Genomic DNA, 19,205 nt, shown 5'->3' on the forward strand with positions numbered 1-19,205 from the left:
CCCTAAATAGAGAAAATAGCCGATATCATTAACAAAGAAGGTTTTATAAATGCAAGGCACCCCCATGGCATAATCGTATGCAAAGAGAATTGTGGGCTTCAGTAAGTGAGGGTCAGAGAAGGGCTGTATTAATAAATGCGTTCCTTGGGGCGTTGCTTGGATCGATGAATGTTTCGTCAGTTGTAATTGCGCTACCCGCGATACTCAGGGGTATTGGGCTAAGCATTAATTCATCCATAGGCTTCATGATAATGTCATGGATAATGTTCGCATACCCCCTGGTGATGGCAATAACAGTAGCCCTCATTGGCAGGTTATCTGACATGTATGGCAGGGGTAGGGTATTCACCATAGGCGATATTGTGTTTACATTATCATCACTTCTCCTGGGTTTAACACCGGGCTATGGGACAATTGCTGGTATTCAAATGGTGGCCTATAGGTTTATCCAGGGTTTAGGAGGCGCAATGATGTTTGGCAACAGTGCCGCATTAATAACTGACGTATATCCACCAGAGCGCAGGGGTGTGGCTCAGGGAATAGTCGGTATATCATTCAGCGCAGGCAGTGTGTTTGGATTGGTGGTTGGTGGTTTACTGGCCACGATAAACTGGAGATGGGTATTTCTATTCAATGCGCCAATAGGCATAATCAGCATAATATGGGCCTACAGGAGCGTTTACAGATTACCCGCAGGCTTTACTAAGGCTAAAATTGATTGGATTGGTGCATCATTACTAACGATATCCCTAGTATTGTTACTCATGGGGTTAATGCTATCTATGATGCCCTATGGAGGATCATCACTCGGCTGGGGCAACCCAATGGTTTGGGTACTACTTGGTGTTGGCGGTGTCCTGTTCGCTTCATTGTTCATTATTGAGGCCAGGATTACCGAGCCAATGCTGAGGGTTAAGTTGTTTAGGATTAAGCAGTTCACATATGGCGTCGTTAGTAGCCTATTCCTATTCCTAGCCCAGGGAGCCAATGTATTCGTCCTATCACTACTCCTGCAGGCAATTTACCTGCCGCTTCACGGCATACCCTATGCCGACACCCCACTCTGGGCAGGCATATACCTAATACCGAGTAGTATTGCCAATGCAATATTTGCCCCAGTTGGTGGTAAACTACTGAATAAGTTTGGTGCAAGGGTAGTATCAACAATAGGCGCTGTATTACTTGGAATTAGCTTTGAATTACTAACGCTACTGCCAATAACGAACTTCAGTTATGTCTGGTTCGCAGTAATACTATTCATAATGGGTATTGGTTCAGGGCTGTTCCAATCACCAAACCTAGTATCAATCCTGAGCGCAGTACCGCCGACCGAGAGATCAGCCGCATCTGGGTTAAGGTCCGCGATGCAAAACATAGGCCTACTAATGAGCTTCGCAATATTCCTAACCCTAATATTGGCTGGCGCATCAACAACACTAACTCAATCAATATATAACGCATTAATAAGTGCTGGTGTACAACCGAGCTATGCAGCGAAGCTCACCTCCATACCGCCGGTCTACGCACTATTTGCAGCATTCCTGGGCTATGACCCGATAGAAACAATGATAACGCAGGCCGGTATTTCACTACCACCCAGCGTATTTAGTAACATTGATAAGTTAACATTCTTCCCAAGCGCAATAGCACAGGCAATGTCAGTGGGCTTCTACTATGCATATCACACGGCTGCAGTATTGGCAATAGTAGCCGCCGTATTCTCATACCTAAGGGGTAGGGAGGTATTTCACCACCAGGCGGTTGAGACAGTACATGCAAAGACAAGGGGTGAAGTAAAAATAACTGAGCAAGCCAATGCCTCAGACCCAATAAGAAGCAATGGTTTTAGTAGTAATAATAATGATATCAAGGCAGACCCCATCCTACGTAAGACCTACGCAGCCTATCTATTAATGAACACCGAACTGGGTGAAACCGTATTAAGTAATATAACGGATAGAGAACTCGTGTATGCCATAGCCGTTACATCAGGATTACCAAATTGGTTTATCAATTTTGTAAATAGTATCAATGACTGCCAATTCAATAGTTTAACAATAGAATCATTAGTTAAATATGTAAGCATACCGGACTGGCTGAATGAGGTTGTTAATAATTGGTTAAAAGTAAAATTAACAAACAATGGGAAGTAAATCGCCTTGATTGAGAATTAACCTCAATCTTAAATATAATCCCATAGAATGAAGTACATTATTTGTTCCTTCATCCCAGGTACTTAATTATAATATATCCTTCATATTTTCTATTTCCGTTAGCATATTACTGTCGATTTAATTACAGGCGTATTATGTTGATAAATTTATATCGTATGGTGGCTTAGTCATAGATTATTTCCTTTAATATATAGAATATTGCGATATTGAGAACTAGGATAAGTTTTTATTTCGTTGTATTGAACTCGGTTTAGATGATTGAGAATAGGAAGGATGACCATATTAGGATTGCCTCGGAGCAAAATGTTGAGGAGGGAAATAACCTATTCAATGAGGTTTACCTAATACATATTGCGCTACCGGAGATTGATTTTGATGATGTCGATACTTCAATGACCATATTTGGCAAGAAATTGTCATTTCCATTCATCATAGGTGCCATGACTGGCGGTACAGAGATTGCCGAGAAAATAAATGCGATACTCGCCAAGTGCGCCGAGGAGTTTGGTATTGGAATGTACGTTGGCTCACAGAGAGTCGCTATAGTTAAGCCCGAGACTGCCAGGAGCTTTAGGGTTGTTGCTGAGAACGCACCAACAGCCCTTAAGATAGCTAACCTGGGCGCTCCGCAGGTCTCTAGACTCAATGAGAGGGTATTAAGTGACTGGGTTTCCCAGGCAATAGACATGATTAACGCCGACGCAATAGCAATTCACTTGAACCCTGCCCAAGAGGTTTTCCAACCTGAGGGTGAGCCCTGGTTTAGAGGTGTCACTGATAGACTTAGGTTCATTAAGAAAATAGCCAATAGGCCATTAATCATTAAGGAGGTTGGAAATGGGATATCCATGGAGGTTGCAAGGACTCTTGTATCCAGGGTTGGCCCAGATGCCATTGATGTGGCCGGTACAGGAGGCACCTCCTTCATAAGGATAGAGAGCATAAGGGCTAGGGCAATTAATGAGGCAAACATATTCAGCGGTTGGGGTATACCAACAGTCTTATCTATATGCGAGGTTAGAAACGTGTATGACGGTTTCATAATAGCATCCGGTGGAGTCAGGAGTGGGCTTGATGGTGCCAAGGCAATAGCCATTGGCGCCAATGCCTTCTCAATGTCAAGGCCGCTTCTCTTATCGGCGCTTAAGGGTTATGACGAGACCAAGAAGTTCATAGATAATTTGTTCAGGGAGTTTAAGGCTACCATGTTCCTAACTGGTTCAAAAAATATCAGTGAGCTCAGTAGGGCACCCGTTGTACTTGGGCAGGACATAATATCCTGGCTAGGCCAAAGGGGCATTACATGTAGGCGAGTTGGTGCTTAGATAATACCGTCAGTGAGTCAATGAGATAGTCAGCATAAGTGTTTTATAGACGTGGGCTTAATGTGTAATTAATGAGGTATGTCTATCCAGGGAATTTCATGTCCAAAGTGCGGTTCAAGAAGAATAGGCATAGTGGTTGCTGAGACATTGACGTTTAAATGCCTTGACTGTGGATATACATGGTCACCGAACTTACCTGCCCAGGGACTAGTTAGCACAAAGGCTGGTGAAATGCATTGGACTGAGATCAAGAAGATCATGGAGGACGCCATGAACTACGTAATAAAGATACTCAACGAAGGCGTGAGTAGTTGTGATGAATTAATAAAGAAGGCCCAGGAGAATTATGGAAGGTACCTAACATCACGTGAGATCCTCAGGGTAGTAATAAACGGCATCAAAAACTATCTAGAGGAAATAAGGTACAAGGATGCAGCCAGATTTTCAAGTATAAGCATTGAATTAAACAAATGCAAGGAATTAGTGGCAAGGAAGGAATGATTTTTACTCTGACGGCATTGCGCCAGTCTTCTTATTCCTAAGCCTGGTCTTCTTCGAATAACCAGATGCCCAAACCCTCTTACTCCTTGGTATAATCTGTGGGCACCTCCTACCAGTACACCTGGATGCTATGAAACCAACCTTCTGACCAGGCGCCGCAGTCCTAGGTACTGGAGTACCACCCTTCTGGTGACTACCACCACCATGTGGATGCGCATATGGATTCATCGCCTTACCCCTAACCAATGGGTACTTCCAGGACTTGGCGAGAGCCCTATAATACTTAACTCCAGCCTTGAGCATGGGCTTCTCAATCCTACCGCCACCAGCCACAATACCAACAGTGGCCCTAGACCTCGAATCTATCTCCATAACCTTACCACTTGGTAACTGAACAACGGTAGTACTATCCTTATGAATTAGGACGACGGCATAAGTACCACTTGACCTAACGAACTTGCCACCATCATTTGGTCTCTTCTCAATATTATAGATCATGGAACCCTCGGGTATTTTACTGAGAGGAAGTATATTGCCTGGCATTGGCCTTGCTGATGCGCCCATTTCAATTAATTGTCCCACGTACATACCCTCAGCCGCGTAGTTCAGGAATTCCCTACCGTCCTCAAGTGATATCCTAGCCACGGGGGCATTAAGACCAGGTACATGCATCAACTCTTTGACAACGCCCCTAATAATGCCATTAAGCTCGGCTTCGTTAACTGATAAGTACTTAACAGGGCCCTCCCTGATCCAACTGGGGCTTCTGAATTGCGATCCGCCCCTCCCGCGTCTTTGTACCAGTATTTTCTTGCCCACGTTTAATCCTCTTGGGATGATGAGTAGTGGGTTTTTAAATATTTACATAATGGCTAAAGCGTAATGAAGGAGGCTAAAGTCCAGGAAAAGCTGGTTGAAATACGGAAAACAGAAACCCACGAGTATAGCCTAACTAGGCTTAGCAATGCTGATCTTCGTGAATTAGAGGAGAGAGGAATTGGCGAGTTAAGGGATGAATCATTTGTCCTAAAACCCATAGAGTTGATATATCTATCCATAGCTGGCTACAGGGTACTAATTAATGGCAAAGAAATCGGTGTCGGAGACCTAATAAAGGAGATCAACAACCCACATGCCTTAACCGTATACCTAGATATGAGGAAGAGAGGCTACTTTATAAAACCCGTAGTCAATGGGCCAGTAGACTTCCTAGTCTGGGAAAAGGGGAAAAGCCCAGTAACCTCGAGCCCAAGGTACATGATTAAGATGATCACCGAGGGACTCGGCATCCAGGTAATGGAACTACTAAACGTACTAAGATACAGCGAAAGCATGGGAATGCAGTTAGTCCTAGCCCTAGTGAGCTCCGAGGGGGTTATCACTTATTATAAGGCATTCACATTTAAGCCCGTTAAGGGTGATTAATCCATGGTCACAATTAAGGACATTGAGCAAGTACTAACGATGGTCAGGAACAAGGGGCTTAGGGTCATTATTAAGTTTAAGAAGTCACGAAACATGATGGCCCTGGAGAAAGAGATTAGGGCATTAAGTCCCGAGGGTAACTACGTGGCCTGGGCTTCGGCATTCCCAGCACCACCTCATCAAATCATTGATGCCTATGGAGTAGCCTCTATTGAAATTTACTGCGGGGGTGAATTGGTTAGGCAGGTGAGTGATTGGAGGGAGCTTGTTAAGGAGCTTCAGTTACTGAATGAATGCCGTTAACCGCTCTCTACAGTGTATTCCTTGCCGCCAATTCTCAACTTAATGACGACACCCCTATTATCCTGACTCTCCAAGGTACCATCATCAAGAACAGCCTCATCACCCGCACTAATCCTCATGTTGATCCTGAACAACCTACTGCCAATTTGGGCGAGGTCCTTGTAGCGAGACGTACATACATTCACATTGATCCAAGGCCACCTCCTCCTGATCTCACTGGCTATTTTGATTCCTGCACCAATACTGCCAATTACACTACCGTCAGGTCCCGGCCTATAGCCCATCTTGATTAGGGTTTCTATGTTTGCAGGGCTTACATCAAGTTCATTGAGATTTACAAAACCTATTAATCTATTGATAATGAGGAGCTCAGCCACCTTAATGATATCATTCTCAAACCTAGGCAGGGCAGGCACCTCTAGACCGAGTTCAATACCCGCATCCTTAAGAGCCTTAATAAGGTCTAGTTTACCGTTTAATTGAGTTGGATTTGTTGCGTGTATCCTAACCTCATCAATGCCACTACCAGTTAATTTCCTAATGGCATCTTCACTGGCGTTTAGGGCATGCGTGTACATGTGTATGTGAAAGCCTTGTCCATAACTATCCTTAAGGATCTTCACCAACTCAACAACTCTATCAACAACCATTATTGGATCACCACCTGTAATCGCCAGGCCATTAGACCCAGCCCTATCCAACTCATCAATTATATCATCAGGGAACTTATTGACCGGCCTATCATTGATGAACATCACATCCCTGCCAAACCTATCCCTATTGACCGGGCAGTAGAAGCAGTTCAGTGGGCATAAACCCGTTATGAATAGCACGTTCTTAATGCCCAGTTGGCACTGCATGCATCCCCTTGCGAATTCTCCAAATACTATATTGAGTTGTCTCATTCTTTGGGAGAACCCTACACTCACTAATTAACCTTACATTTCACCATTTCTTAATTTAACACGCATTGGTTACTCGGTAAAAGTCAGCAATGAAGTCTGCAGGTACCCTAGGCTTTATCAGCGGTATACTTGCCTTTATACCATACGTTGATATAGTATGTTTAATATTAATATTAAGTAGCACTAAACAGGCTTTCAAAGGCCTACAGTTATGACGCAATTTAGAGAAATGCAATAGCGGTGGTAATTTCAATAGTTAGTGTTATAATTATGGCTTTTCCATACGCCGGGTATAATGGCGTTAGTGGCTGGGCTTAGCTCTGGTCCGTTTTTAACTATGACGGCTGTATCATAAATCATAGGGCTTCTCATAGCCATATACATAATCGTAGTGATAAGCGGTTACTTTTGGAAAATGCATACACAGCACTTGAATCACCAAGCAATATGAATGAGCATTCAGACGCCTCAAGGTGGTACTGGTTGGGTTCGCTATTGACCATAGTGTTTGTCGGTGTCATACTGCTGATAGTTGCTGATATATACGCAATACTTGGCTATTATAGGCTATCTCGATGATGATGTATTTGGCAAAAGTTAGGTATTTTAAATTAATCAACTCCGTAAGTATCGATGTATAGGTTTAAAAGTACATTAATTGCTTTCCTAGTATCGACGGCATTCACAATACCCATATTCATAACCATGAGCATGAACCAAGCAACCTACGAAATAATGGTCGCACTACTGGGTAGCACGTGGCCACCGATAACGCCCTGGGGCTTCCTAACGGCAATATTCGCACACCCAACATTTGAGGACTACTTCTTCGACATGCTCACTCTATGGATGATTGGGCCGTACTTCGAATCAATGTTCGGGACCAGGAACTTCTGGCTAACCTTCATGCTCAGCGGCGTAGCCTCCGCCCTTTCGCCAATACTCTACTACGCAATGGGGACCCCAGTCCTTGTTGGTGGTTCATCGGGTGCATTGTTTGGGCTTATAGGCTTCATTATAGCCACGCCGCACAGAGGCGTGATACTGGCGAACCCAATTAACATAATAGCAATAATATTCCTACTATCACCACTGGCCTTTGCCTTTGGCATAGCCTACCTAGGGCATCTCCTTGGTTTTGTCATAGGCATCATACTTGGATACGTATATGTAAGAAAACACTAACGTTTTAATGTATTTTCGCTTCCATAATCATGCTAAGGACAGGCCTTAGATATGTACTTGTATCAATAGCTGATCCATTGATAATAGTAATGTGTGTATCTGTTGATCTTGGTATGTTAATAGTATCAATAATATTGAGGCTGTTAAATCACCATTCTTTATTTATTTTTAATTCTAGCCACGGTAATGGCAAGACTAGGATGCCGGTAAATCAACCCAAGGCCCATGGGCTCAAACTTACCTTACCTCATCTCTTCAATTCATACGGTGGCCACCGGAATAACCGGTAATTATGCGAGGACTAGGAAGGACTTAACGGTTGTCTACACGTACTCATACCCAACAGGTATACCTACTACCTAGATAGGTTAAGTGCCTTAGCCATACCGCCGAACGCCATGGATTCAATTGGGTATTATCAATACGTAATGCTGAGGCTAATGAGAATAGGCAGCGACTGATGAATTAGTTAGTGCTAGAATCTCAAAATCATCATGAATTAAAAATAATTCTAATTCGAAACCTGGTTAATTGACGCATATAAAGACATTGTTGTATAAGCATAATGGAGTATGAATAAGACATTGGTCATTATAATCATGTCAGTTGCGATATTGACAGTAATACTGGTAATGCTCACGCTCATTTACGGTATACCTGCAAAAGCACTAAAACTACTCTTTATTGCCTTATTACCAGAAATAGAACTAACATACACACCCACCACATGTCCCTATTACAATGGTTATTGGTTCACAAATAATTATAATATTGCCATGATATTGAGACCAGGAAACAACTCAGTAAACGTTGGTAAGAACTCGATCATATACATAGGTATTGATTACTCCTCTAAAGATACATACACCTTCATAATAAATAAGCCAAGAGGGATATTAATATTCACGTACTTCCCAGGAATATTCTCACCAATCATAATGCCCAATGCCAGTGGCACTATAAAAATTAAGATCACAAACTCAACCCTATACCTAGCGGTAAATTCAAGCAAACCACTGAAACTTACTTACTCCTATCCACCATACTCATTGGGTAATTACGTAAATATGCACATATATTGCCGTTAGGAAGCCCCAGGGCGTTATCGGTGGGTATGTCTACGTATTCTTCATAGAACGAACATTAAATCGGAATCCGACATTAGGTATATACCTTATGTCGAACTGCACACTTTACGGCGCAAGCAACTGCAATTACCGCAACAATACAGTCTACATATATTTTGATGAAAGCGGTGGTTAAACCATTCGTAACCACGACACCACCAGACCAATGGCAGTGCACTCCAATCACTAGGAGAAATTAACCGCTGGGTAATTATCCTTAAGCCGTTACCTACCCATTAACTCCCTGATCAAGCCCTCAACCATACTAATGGCATAACTAGCCTTCACCTGGTTCGCAACCCCCTATAAAATGCTTCATAATGTGCATATTCATGACCATGTCATTCAATGCATCGCTCTGTATCTTAAGGTAGTTATTGCAGGTTTAGATGTTCATTAATGTCTGTGAGTAATCCTTGTAAAGAATCATTAATTTTCCAATATCTCAATACTTTGGTATCTCCTCTTTATCTCATAATCGATATTAACAAGTAATTCCCATAATCGGTCTAATGCCTCTTCCTTATCTATTAGGCCGGTCCTTCCATAAGCAACAGCCCTAAATGCCTCGTTAATTAAGTCAGCAATTGATCCCATAATCAGGTGCTTACCCAGCCTTGCCATAACCATACCCACCTCTTGCTTAATTATGTTCATTCTTTCTATTCCTTAATAAATCTTTCACCTATAAAACCTACCCTTATTACCCTAGTAAGTCCACACTACTCCAATCCCCATTAAGGGGCTATACCAAACCGAACATCAATTGAACTAAAGTAGCACCCAAAACGGAACAAGCGCAAAGCCTTCATCAGCCCTCCAGGTGTTCATCACCGCCTCTGGTGTCCCGACAGCCATCATCACCCATTAATTAAGTGCGTGGTAGCTTTATAAGGCGTTAGCAATGGTTACCCCGTGGTTAAGGTCTTTGTTGGAACGTCAGGGTGGCTCTACGACTGGAACCAAGACTCAACCTTCGACTGGTACGTAAGGAACTCCGGCCTCAATGCGGTTGAATTGAACGTATCCTTTTATCGATTCCCATTCAGGAACCAGGTGGCTTCCTGGGCCAGGAAGGGCGCTGGACTTAGGTGGGCTGTTAAGGTTCATAGGTACGTAACCCATGTTAAGAGGCTCAGGGAGGATGCCCTGGACACCTGGCGTAGGTTTAGGGACTTGTTTCAGCCGCTTGATCCATACATAGACTTTTACCTATTTCAAATGCCGCCATCCTTCGCCTACAATGATGAGAACATTGAGAGAATTAGTGTGTTTGCTAAGGGGAGTGGGCTCAGCGTTAGGCTGGCCATTGAGTTTCGTCACGAGAGTTGGTTCAATAGTGAGGATGCCATTGACGAATTAAGGCATTTGGGTATAACTGTGGTTTCTATCGATGAGCCTGGCATCACATGGATTGAAAGCACCAATGGCATTGTTTACCTGCGCCTTCATGGTAAGACTGATTGGTATATGCATGATTATGGCGAGGATGAACTTAGGGATTTGGCGGTTAGAGCTTTTTCCCTGAAGCCTAATGCGGTTTATGTTTTCTTTAATAATGACCATTGGATGCTTGAGAACGCCAGAAAAATGCTGACTATATTAAGGGATTTAGTGGAGTGACTTATTTCTTGGTCCTTGACAGTGTTATTAGGCCTATTATCACCAGGGCAATTCCTATCGCCATCATTATGATCATACCTAGGCTCATGGGGCTTACTAAACCAACAATTAGCGGCATCCAGCCACCAATGAGTAGACCCCAGTTGTATGCGACACCGAGGCCGCTTGCCCTGTATTGAACATTGAATTTATCTATCAGTACGTATGGTACGAGCCCCATTGCGAAGTTCTCAATGAATGCTAGCATAACTAGGTTGACGAGGCTTGGTTGTAGTATTAGTGCTATCGGTGCATAGGCCAACGATATTGCCAATGTACCAATTATAAGCCACCTGTAGTTAATGACCAGGGCTAGTGGCCCAGCGAGTAGTACGGCCATGACTGCGGCTATTGTTGAGATGAGCATTACACTGGGTATTATACTCACTGCGCCTATTGCCTTCAGGAAATCCGAGTATATTAGGTATGTGGAATAATAAATTGTTAGTAGGCCTCCCGTGAATAGTATGCTGAGCCCCAATTGGGCACCGCCGTGCTTGAATAGCAGGGTTAGTGGGTTGGTCCTTGGTTTTGACCATATTGGTGACTCAAGGAGCCTGTTCCTAATCACGAATGCAATCACTGCAATAACTGCGCCAGTGCCCATGTAGATCCTCCAACCGTAGGTATTGAAGGACGATGGACCCATGTAGGTGAGGAACAGGATATTGACTATAGTTGCTATGACAACCCCTATCGGGTAACCGCTCTGTACGAATGCCGATGCAATTTCCCTCCTCCACTTGCTCCATTCCATGATCATAGCAGTCCCCGGCCCCCATTCACCGCCTAGGAAGATTCCCTGCAGGAACCTGAGGGTTAATAGGGCTAATGGTGCCATCACCCCTGCGACTGCGTAGGTTGGTAGTAGTGCTATGGCTAGGGCAGACAGGCTGTAACCAAGTACCGTAACCAGAAGCCCGATTCTCCTGCCGAATGCGTCCCCCACGTAGCCCATAGTAATGGAACCCAGGGGCCTACCCACTAGGGTGGCTACTAGGGTTGATAGTCCACCAAGTAGTGAGTATGGCCCTGGGAAGAATAATTCACCTAGTAATGGCATTATTGGTGTGACCAGGAGTGCGTCGTAACCATCCATGATCCATCCAAGGTATGCGCTGATTATGGCCCTGCGCCTAATTACCTCAATACTTCCCTGTTTACTCACATTACTCCGTCGATTAATGCAATTTTAAGTTATTTCCAATATAGCTAATTAAACTGAGAGTGGTGGGTATATTCGTGCGATTATCATTGTTATTATGAGTATTATGAGGATTATTAACCTGACGCTAAATGGCCCAGCCCACAGATTCCTAAGTTCTTTCCACCTACTCCTCACCACGTTCTCATCACCACTTAGTAGTGGTCCAGCCAGTCTTATAGTGCGTGGAATTAGGAGTAGGGTTATCAGGGATGTGTATGGCAAGTAGTGCAGTATTGCTGAGGCTATTATTGCCAGGTACATCAGTGCTATGGTTATGTAGACCACGTACTTCGTGTTTCTAATGCCCACGAGGAGCACGAGTGTTATCTTACCAACTGCCCTGCAGGCATCTATCTCTAGGGCTCCTGAACCAATGAGTATAAGTAGTGTGAATAATCCGTTTGGTATTCCAACAACTAACGGCGCTGGGTTTGTGTATATGCCTGTCTGGACTATGTATGAGCCCCACGTAACGAGGGGCCCCATCGCTATTGCGGCAAGTATCTCCCCATAGCCCCTATAATGAAACTTAAGTGGTGGTATACTATACCCAACGCCAATTACTAGTCCTACTAATGCCAACACAAGTACTAACCACCCAATTAGGGTAAATAGGTAAATGCCGGAGGCAAATGCCACTAGAAGTAGGGCATAACCCACCGTAATCACGCTCCTCGGGCTTAACCTAAGGTCTATTATTGGGTGTGGCCTGTGGGAGAAGCCGCTTGCCCTGTATAGTTTGTCTACACCGCTTAGGTAATCGTAATAATCATGCACCAGGTTAACCCCCGCCTGGGCGAGAAGTAGGGCTGTTAGTGTTATTATGTAAATTATTGGGTTAAACCTATTGTCTAGGTACCAGGCAAGTGCAGTTCCCAGGGTTACTGATGAGAAGGCGCTCGTCAACGTGGTTGGACTAAATGATATCAACCAAGTCTTGATGTTCATTACAGCGCGAAACCTGGGTCTAGGCGTTTTAAGGCTTTCCATGGAGGAAATTAATATTTGCTAAGGCAGACATTGATTGATCGTGGTAATTAAGGACCTTAGGGCTTTCATCAAGGTCTTGGAGGAGAGGAATGAATTAATTAGGATTGATGAACCGCTCAGTGTTGACCTTGAGGTTGCCGCATTATTAAGGGAACTAATGTATAGGGGTGGGCCAGCCGTAATTATTGAAAGAACCAAGGAGGGTACCCTACCAATAGTCGGTAACCTCTTTGGTAAGTGGGACAGAGTTATGCTTTCCATGGAAAATAACGACCCAGAAATAGCAACCTCAAGACTGGCGGATCTATTGAATATAAGGGTTCCCCAGGGTTTAGCGGATGCACTAAAATCCATTAATGAACTAAGGAAGTTTTCGCAATACTTCCCCAAAAACGTGGGTAATGGAGCTGTGAAGGAACAAGAGTGGAGCGCCATTGATTTAACGAAAATTCCGGCCATTAGGCAGTGGGTTCATGAACCTGGTAGGTTCATTACCTTCGGAATAACATTCGTCAAGTACGGCAATTACAGGAACTTCGGCTACTATAGGTTGCAGGTGATTGGTAGGGATAGGTTCGTGATGCATTGGCAGCCCTGGCGTAGGAGCGCAATGTACGGAGAGCTCGGTGATAAGGCCGAGGTAGCAATCGTATTTGGTCCTGACCCCGTGACCATGCTCATGGCTGGCGTGTCAATACCACACCCACTGGATAAGCTCCTGGTTACCGGAGTGCTTAGGGGTGAGGGCGTTGAGTTAGTGAGGGGTTCGACGGTGGATGTTGAGTATCCGGCGAATGCGGAGTTGGTCATTGAGGGTGAGTTAACGGGTGAGTACGTTAGGGAGGGGCCATTTGGTGACCATGTCGGTGTTTACTCAATAGCCAAGGAGTACCCTGTGGTCAAGGTTAAGGCTATTTACTCAAGAAGGAACCCAATAGTACCTGTTACAGTAACCGGAAAGCCTGTACTTGAGGATGGTAATATCATAAGGTTTGGAACCAAGGTAGTAAAGTCACCGCTCAGGTTGTTACTGCCGGAGCTTGTTGACCTGGAAATACCTCCTGAGGGTTTAGGGTTCGTAATCATCGCATCCATTAGGAAGAGGTACCCAGGGCATGCAAGGAGGGTCATGACTACACTATGGGGCCTAGTACCAGTATTAGGTAAGTTAATGATAGTCGTTGATGATGATGTTAATGTGAGAGATTGGGGCCAGGTAATGTACGCAGTAGCCGCTCACGTTAATCCGTCAAGGGACATACTAATAATTGATAATTACCCAGTGGAGGAGCTCGACCCATCAACACCAGTTCCAAACCTGGGCAGTAAGGTTGGCATCGATGCCACCAGGAAACTCCCTGAAGAATATGGCGGTAGAGAGTACCCAATGGATGCTACTGCGCCAAGTGACGTGATTAATAGGGTTAGGAGGATTGTGGACTCAATCTTGGGCAAGTCAAGGAATTGACGATATGTATATTTAGGGCTTAAACCACTAACTGGATAATGAGGACATGTGTAATCGGATTGGGTAGGATGGGTAGGGGCATGGCCGTAAATCTCGTTAATAGGGGTCACGTGGTCTATGGCTATGATGTCAATAAGTCCATATACACGGCCTTAGGTAATGCCGGCGTGAAGACGGTGGACAGCATGGAGCAGTGCGGCGATGTTGATTACGTAGTGCTCGCATTGCCCACGGGCGGGGAGTCCACCCAGGTACTGAGTGAATTAGGTACTAACTCCGTGGTAATAGACACAACAACGATGAGTCTGGCGGAGCTTGAGCAGGTACTCTCCATAGTCCGTAACAGGGGGTTTAGGTACATAACCGCTAGACTTGAGGGCGGACCAAGACAGGCTGAGAGTGGGTCTCTCGTGATGTTTATTGGCGGTGATGAACAACTGTATAGGCAATCAGAGGAATTCCTTAGGCAACTGGGCACTCCGATCTACATTGGTACCCACGAGCAAGCCGCACTACTTAAGTTAATCAGTACGTCAATAATCATAGCCAACACCATGATATTGGCCGAACTATCGCCAATAATGAAGGACGTGGGCCTAGACACAAATACCCTAGTCAAGGCACTAAGCATGAGCGGGGCCGACTCGGCGCAACTAAGGACCAGGCTACCCTGGATACTAAGCGGTAACTACCCAGAGTCCTTCTCAATAGACCTCGCTAAATACGTGGTTGATGAAACAATAAAGCACTCAATGAGCAAGGGCAGGTCGTTACCGATAATGAACATGATCGACAAAATCCTTGAGATAGCCAGGAATGAAGGTAAAGGGAAGGGGGACTTCTCCGAGGCAGCTGAGATCCTAAAGAAGTAAATCTAAAGTGCAAGGACGCATTACGTTGAATCCTTAACCGAAGCGCCACGGCTAATCCTTTTTCAATAAGTTAATTATAGACCGTATTTCACCTTCGGAATTTAATACCTCATTGGCATTGCCGGATTTAGAAATTAAAAGACCCAGGTTATGATAAAAGTCATGCAGGTTAAGCCAGTAATTAAACCTTCTTCCCCTAATCTCTTCAATCATAATCTTCCTAATATGAACCATTAAACCTCACGCAATCAAAGTAACATTACTATACTATAAATTTAAATCCTAATTCAAACCACGCCGTACTTCACGACTATACCCACTGAACCAATTACGGAAATAATTGTAATGATTATGTTGATGGTGCCGGGGCCGGGATTTGAACCCGGGCCCCCTTGCGGGGACGGACTAGCTGGGTCGTTGGGTCTCCAGGCCCGCGCCTTGGACCTAGCTCGGCCACCCCGGCGATTCAATAGGCCATTATCTGTGATTTAAAGTTTTGCCCATTTTTGGGTATTTTCAAGCAGTGTCATTGTTATTATTTCCAGCTTAACTTCCTGGTTGTCGTATTTTTATTATTACCGAAATACACTAGGTCGGTATTTCATATGTCCTTTATTCCTTAAACTTATTGCCTTGGTTTTACATTAGTTTTTGTGATTTTATTTTTCCAGTAATGAATGATTTTCTTATTTTTATTATTGTATATTGGGGATTGATTTATCCAAAGGTCTTTACGAGCTTTGATAGGTAGTCCCAGTATTCGTCGATTTCCTTCTCGATTTCCTTAATATTCTCTTCAGTTAAATGGGCGAACCTACCCTGTCTCTTTAGGTACTCGGTTATTGGTTTTCTCTTTGATTTGTCAAAGTGGGTATTGCTTGGTGGGTTGAACCTTATCATGCCGTGGTCCCACTCGTATAGTGGGAAGTAACCTGTCTCTGTGGCTAGTCTGGCTATTTCCACAGTCATTTCCTCTGGGTAGCGCCAGCCTGGTGGGCATGGTGCCAGTACGTGTATGAATGCCGGGCCCTCATCAAGGTAGTCAAGGGCTGTCTTTACCTTGTTGGCTAGGTCTATTGGGTAGGCTAGGTTTGCTGTTGCTGCATATGGTATGTGATGCCCAATGACGATGCTCATTATATCCTTCTTCCTCTGGACTTTACCCTTTAACTTACTGCCCACTGGGGATGTTGTTGTCCAGGCAAAGTGCGGTGTTCCTCCGCTTCTCTGTATTCCTGTGTTCATGTAGGCCTCATTATCATAAAGCACATAGAGCACGCCATGACCACGCTCAAGCATACCACTGAGAGCCTGCAAACCAATATCATAAGTACCACCATCACCGGCAATGGCTATGACCTTGGCCTTGGCGTCTAACATACCCTTCCTCCTAAGTACCTTTAGTGCGGATTCCGCGCCTGAGGCGGCTGCGGCTGCATTTTCAAAGGCCACATGTAGGTAGGGCACGCTCCATGCAGTATATGGGTATGATGTCGAGGTTACCTCTATACAACCTGTGGCGTTAACAATAATCACATCGGAACCAGCGGCCTTAAGGATCCACCTAATCGCAATTGATGGTCCACAACCAGCACAGGTTAATTGCCCGGGCCCGAAATACTCGTCCACAGGCAAGTCCTTTATTGTCCTGAAGTACACCTTCATGCTTCACCACCTCTCAATCCTATGAATATTGTCTTCCTTGGATATTCACCAGTCTTGGCATACTCATCAAGCTTTTTATAAAGATTATAGAAGTCGTCAGACAACATTGTTCTTTGAGATATGCCGTGCACTACGGAGATTACTGGCTTATTAATGCCCTTATTGTAAAGTGCTGAAACTACGTCGTTAAATACAGGGCCCTCATACGTGTTACCCGGAGACAAAGCTCTGTCAACAACAGCTACCACCTTGGAGTACTTAATGGCGCTCACAACCTCGTCCGTGGGGAATGGCCTAAATAGCCTTAGTCTCAAAACGCCAGCCCTTAGTCCCCTCTCTCTGGCTCTTCTGGCTGCTTCCTTGGCATTACCGCTTGATGCTCCACCATAGGTTATTAATACGTAGTCTGCATCGTCAAGCATGTACTTCTCTACAATGTCATAGTTAGTCCCAAAGGCCTTATTGAACTCGTTATGAGTCTCCTTAATAACGTTCTTCGATTCCTTGAGCGCATTAATCGCTTGATACTTAATTTCATAATACCAATCAGGGCTTGCAATAACTCCAATAGTCATTGGTTTCCTTGGGTCAAGCCTAGGCCTATTTAGGTTCCTGGGTGTGAATTTCCTAACGTACTCCTCGTGGTATAGTTCCACTGGTTCTGTGGTGTGGCTCATTAGGAATCCGTCGTATGAGACCATGACTGGTAGTAGGACTCTGTTGTCCTCTGCGATCCTGTATGCCATGATTATTGAATCATAAACCTCCTGGGCACTGGAGGCAATCATAATAACCCAACCAGAATCCCTGGCGCTCATTATGTCCTGGTAATCACCATGAATACTTATTGGCGCCGATAGTGCCCTGCCGGGGGCTGCCATGACTATTGGAAGCCTAAGACCAGAGGCAATATAGAGTACTTCATGCATGAACTCAAGACCCTGGGCAGACGTTGCTGTGAACACCCTAGCACCAGTCGCCGCTGCACCAACAACTGCAGATAATGCACTGTGCTCAGACTCCACCGGTATATACTCAGCGTCTATTTCACCGTTGGCCACAAACTCCGCCAATTTCTCTATTATAGTTGTTTGTGGCGTTATTGGGTATGCTGCAATCACATCAACATCAACAGTTTTAACAGCATAGGCAGCAGCATAATTAGATGTTAAGCCAACGCGTTCCTTAACAACCTCCTCCCTAGTGCTCAAGGCCTTAGCGACTGCCATTATCCAGTCACCTCTGGCACCATCTTTATTGCCTTGACTGGGCATTCATGGGCGCATATTCCGCAGCCCTTGCAGTGATCATAATCAATCTCATAAGTCAAGTCATACCTCTTACCGGCCTTCGTTGCATAGGGCTTCTTCAATTCAAGTATTGCCGGTTCAGGGCAGTACATCCAGCATATTCTGCACCTAATACACGCATCCTGGTCAATAACGGGTCTCTCAGTCCTCCAAGAACCAGTGAGGTTCCTGCGCGCATTGCCTGGTTCAACAACGGTACCTCCAATTGGCAAGTCTTTCCAGGTTAATTGCTTCATCATAGCACGATCACCTCAGCCACTTTATAAGCCTCTTCCAGTGCCTCTATGTTTGACTTGCCGAGCCTCTTACCGAATGTCTCTAGGACTAGGCCCTTAACTGTATCCACATCAACTAGGTCAAGTACCTTAAGCAGTGCACCAAGCATTGTGGTATTTACTATTGGTTTGCCCAGGTGCTTCGTGGATATCTCATAGGCATTGACATAAACCACCTTACCACTGAACTTACCCACGGATTGCCTGGCATCGTCAATACTCAGTGCATTGATCACTATGTAGCTCTTGGTTATCGCAGGTATGTTAAAAACGCTCAATAATCTGGTATCAAAAACAACGGAGATATCAGGTTTTTCAATGGGTTCCCTGGCAAGCACCGGTTCCCTGGATAGCCTAACGTAGGCCCTAACTGGCGCGCCCCTACGCTCTGCGCCATACTCAGGAAAGGCGCTTGCGAATAAACCACGCCTAATTGCTGCCTGGGCAATTATTTGTGCAGCTGTTACAGCACCCTGACCTCCCCTGCCGAAGAATGTTATTTCTACCGTTGAATCACCCATTCTCGATCAATGTCTCGTTATAGAGCTCTTTTATAAACCCTTTATTCTATATTCCCATAAATAAGGCATTGAGAATAATTGCTTAAAAACAGGATTTGCCCCCTGCATGCACCCACGCCATTGATGCGTGGGGCCCAGCGGCCCGGTTTTGGCCGGGTCGTTGGGTTCGTACCAATGGCGTGAATGCAAGGCAGGTATGGGCTCTAATTTGATTCTTAGTTATTTCATTAAAATAGGTTTTTGTAAAGTAGTACCTGAGTATTACTTATCCTTTAATGGGCTTTCTGTGT

At 44.7% G+C, this 19,205-nt stretch carries 19 protein-coding genes and 1 tRNA gene; 10 read left to right on the top strand and 10 right to left on the bottom strand.

Features of this window, described 5'->3' with window-relative positions:
- Window positions 1-77: 77 nt before the first annotated feature.
- The 3 genes from Vsou_RS03195 (at window position 78) to Vsou_RS03205 (ending at window position 4,000) form a co-directional block, all read left to right on the top strand.
- On the top strand, window positions 78-2,153 hold the full coding sequence (locus tag Vsou_RS03195; RefSeq protein ID WP_188602821.1) for an MFS transporter: 2,076 nt from the start codon (window positions 78-80) through the stop codon (window positions 2,151-2,153).
- A 275-nt stretch (window positions 2,154-2,428) separates the two neighbouring features.
- Window positions 2,429-3,499: a type 2 isopentenyl-diphosphate Delta-isomerase gene (gene fni, locus Vsou_RS03200; RefSeq protein WP_188602822.1), complete on the top strand. Its 1,071-nt coding sequence runs from the start codon at window positions 2,429-2,431 to the stop codon at window positions 3,497-3,499.
- Between the two features lie 78 nt (window positions 3,500-3,577).
- Entirely contained in the window at window positions 3,578-4,000 is a 423-nt protein-coding gene (locus Vsou_RS03205) for a zinc ribbon domain-containing protein (RefSeq protein WP_054843396.1), read from the top strand.
- Window positions 4,001-4,003: 3 nt separating this feature from the next.
- Here the strand turns inward: Vsou_RS03205 and Vsou_RS03210 are convergent, their stop codons facing one another.
- Entirely contained in the window at window positions 4,004-4,819 is an 816-nt protein-coding gene (locus tag Vsou_RS03210; RefSeq protein ID WP_188602823.1) for a 50S ribosomal protein L2, read from the bottom strand.
- 63 nt (window positions 4,820-4,882) lie between these two features.
- Here Vsou_RS03210 and Vsou_RS03215 point away from each other — a divergent pair, with 63 nt between their 5' ends.
- Together Vsou_RS03215 and Vsou_RS03220 are read left to right on the top strand one after the other, a co-directional pair.
- Window positions 4,883-5,425: a tRNA-intron endonuclease family protein gene (locus tag Vsou_RS03215; protein WP_188602824.1), complete on the top strand. Its 543-nt coding sequence runs from the start codon at window positions 4,883-4,885 to the stop codon at window positions 5,423-5,425.
- A 3-nt stretch (window positions 5,426-5,428) separates the two neighbouring features.
- Window positions 5,429-5,728, top strand: a complete 300-nt coding sequence (locus Vsou_RS03220; RefSeq protein WP_188602825.1) for a hypothetical protein — start codon at window positions 5,429-5,431, stop codon at window positions 5,726-5,728.
- On the opposite strand, the gene Vsou_RS03225 is transcribed toward Vsou_RS03220, so the two are convergent.
- Complete coding sequence (locus tag Vsou_RS03225) at window positions 5,725-6,633, bottom strand: radical SAM protein (protein ID WP_188602826.1); 909 nt, start codon at window positions 6,631-6,633, stop codon at window positions 5,725-5,727. The two genes, Vsou_RS03220 and Vsou_RS03225, sit on opposite strands and share 4 nt — an antisense overlap.
- A 633-nt stretch (window positions 6,634-7,266) precedes the next feature.
- Between Vsou_RS03225 and Vsou_RS03230 the strand changes: the two genes are divergently transcribed.
- Together Vsou_RS03230 and Vsou_RS03235 are read left to right on the top strand one after the other, a co-directional pair.
- Window positions 7,267-7,818, top strand: a complete 552-nt coding sequence (locus Vsou_RS03230) for a rhomboid family intramembrane serine protease (RefSeq protein ID WP_188602828.1) — start codon at window positions 7,267-7,269, stop codon at window positions 7,816-7,818.
- Between the two features lie 572 nt (window positions 7,819-8,390).
- Window positions 8,391-8,906 carry a hypothetical protein gene (locus Vsou_RS03235; RefSeq protein ID WP_054843400.1) on the top strand — a complete coding sequence of 172 codons (516 nt, stop codon included), beginning with the start codon at window positions 8,391-8,393 and terminating at the stop codon, window positions 8,904-8,906.
- 468 nt (window positions 8,907-9,374) lie between these two features.
- On the opposite strand, the gene Vsou_RS03240 is transcribed toward Vsou_RS03235, so the two are convergent.
- Complete coding sequence (locus Vsou_RS03240) at window positions 9,375-9,575, bottom strand: hypothetical protein (protein ID WP_264890765.1); 201 nt, start codon at window positions 9,573-9,575, stop codon at window positions 9,375-9,377.
- Window positions 9,576-9,860: 285 nt separating this feature from the next.
- On the opposite strand from Vsou_RS03240, the gene Vsou_RS03245 reads away from it, so the two are divergent.
- Window positions 9,861-10,568, top strand: coding sequence for a DUF72 domain-containing protein (locus Vsou_RS03245; RefSeq protein WP_188602830.1), 708 nt, complete (start codon window positions 9,861-9,863; stop codon window positions 10,566-10,568).
- A 1-nt stretch (window position 10,569) separates the two neighbouring features.
- On the opposite strand, the gene Vsou_RS03250 is transcribed toward Vsou_RS03245, so the two are convergent.
- Together Vsou_RS03250 and Vsou_RS03255 are read right to left on the bottom strand one after the other, a co-directional pair.
- Window positions 10,570-11,775, bottom strand: coding sequence for an MFS transporter (locus tag Vsou_RS03250; RefSeq protein ID WP_229709747.1), 1,206 nt, complete (start codon window positions 11,773-11,775; stop codon window positions 10,570-10,572).
- A 48-nt stretch (window positions 11,776-11,823) separates the two neighbouring features.
- Complete coding sequence (locus Vsou_RS03255; RefSeq protein WP_188602831.1) at window positions 11,824-12,762, bottom strand: prenyltransferase; 939 nt, start codon at window positions 12,760-12,762, stop codon at window positions 11,824-11,826.
- 82 nt (window positions 12,763-12,844) lie between these two features.
- Between Vsou_RS03255 and Vsou_RS03260 the strand changes: the two genes are divergently transcribed.
- Together Vsou_RS03260 and Vsou_RS03265 are read left to right on the top strand one after the other, a co-directional pair.
- Complete coding sequence (locus tag Vsou_RS03260) at window positions 12,845-14,272, top strand: UbiD family decarboxylase (protein ID WP_188602832.1); 1,428 nt, start codon at window positions 12,845-12,847, stop codon at window positions 14,270-14,272.
- 38 nt (window positions 14,273-14,310) lie between these two features.
- Window positions 14,311-15,144 (top strand): NAD(P)-dependent oxidoreductase, encoded by an 834-nt coding sequence (locus Vsou_RS03265; protein ID WP_188602833.1) that lies wholly within the window; start codon window positions 14,311-14,313, stop codon window positions 15,142-15,144.
- A gap of 358 nt (window positions 15,145-15,502) precedes the next feature.
- On the opposite strand, the gene Vsou_RS03270 is transcribed toward Vsou_RS03265, so the two are convergent.
- The 5 genes from Vsou_RS03270 to Vsou_RS03290 form a co-directional block, all read right to left on the bottom strand.
- Window positions 15,503-15,607, bottom strand: a tRNA-Ser gene (locus tag Vsou_RS03270).
- 254 nt (window positions 15,608-15,861) lie between these two features.
- Window positions 15,862-16,809, bottom strand: coding sequence for a pyruvate synthase subunit PorB (gene porB / locus Vsou_RS03275; RefSeq protein ID WP_054843403.1), 948 nt, complete (start codon window positions 16,807-16,809; stop codon window positions 15,862-15,864).
- Entirely contained in the window at window positions 16,806-18,038 is a 1,233-nt protein-coding gene (locus tag Vsou_RS03280; protein WP_188602834.1) for a ferredoxin oxidoreductase, read from the bottom strand. The genes porB and Vsou_RS03280 overlap by 4 nt, the downstream gene beginning before the upstream one ends.
- Complete coding sequence (locus Vsou_RS03285; RefSeq protein WP_188602835.1) at window positions 18,038-18,358, bottom strand: 4Fe-4S binding protein; 321 nt, start codon at window positions 18,356-18,358, stop codon at window positions 18,038-18,040. The genes Vsou_RS03280 and Vsou_RS03285 overlap by 1 nt, the downstream gene beginning before the upstream one ends.
- Window positions 18,355-18,915 (bottom strand): 2-oxoacid:acceptor oxidoreductase family protein, encoded by a 561-nt coding sequence (locus Vsou_RS03290; RefSeq protein WP_188602836.1) that lies wholly within the window; start codon window positions 18,913-18,915, stop codon window positions 18,355-18,357. The genes Vsou_RS03285 and Vsou_RS03290 overlap by 4 nt, the downstream gene beginning before the upstream one ends.
- Window positions 18,916-19,205 lie beyond the last annotated feature (290 nt).

This window comes from Vulcanisaeta souniana JCM 11219 (assembly GCF_026000775.1).
GTDB classification, from domain to species: Archaea; Thermoproteota; Thermoprotei; order Thermoproteales; family Thermocladiaceae; genus Vulcanisaeta; species Vulcanisaeta souniana.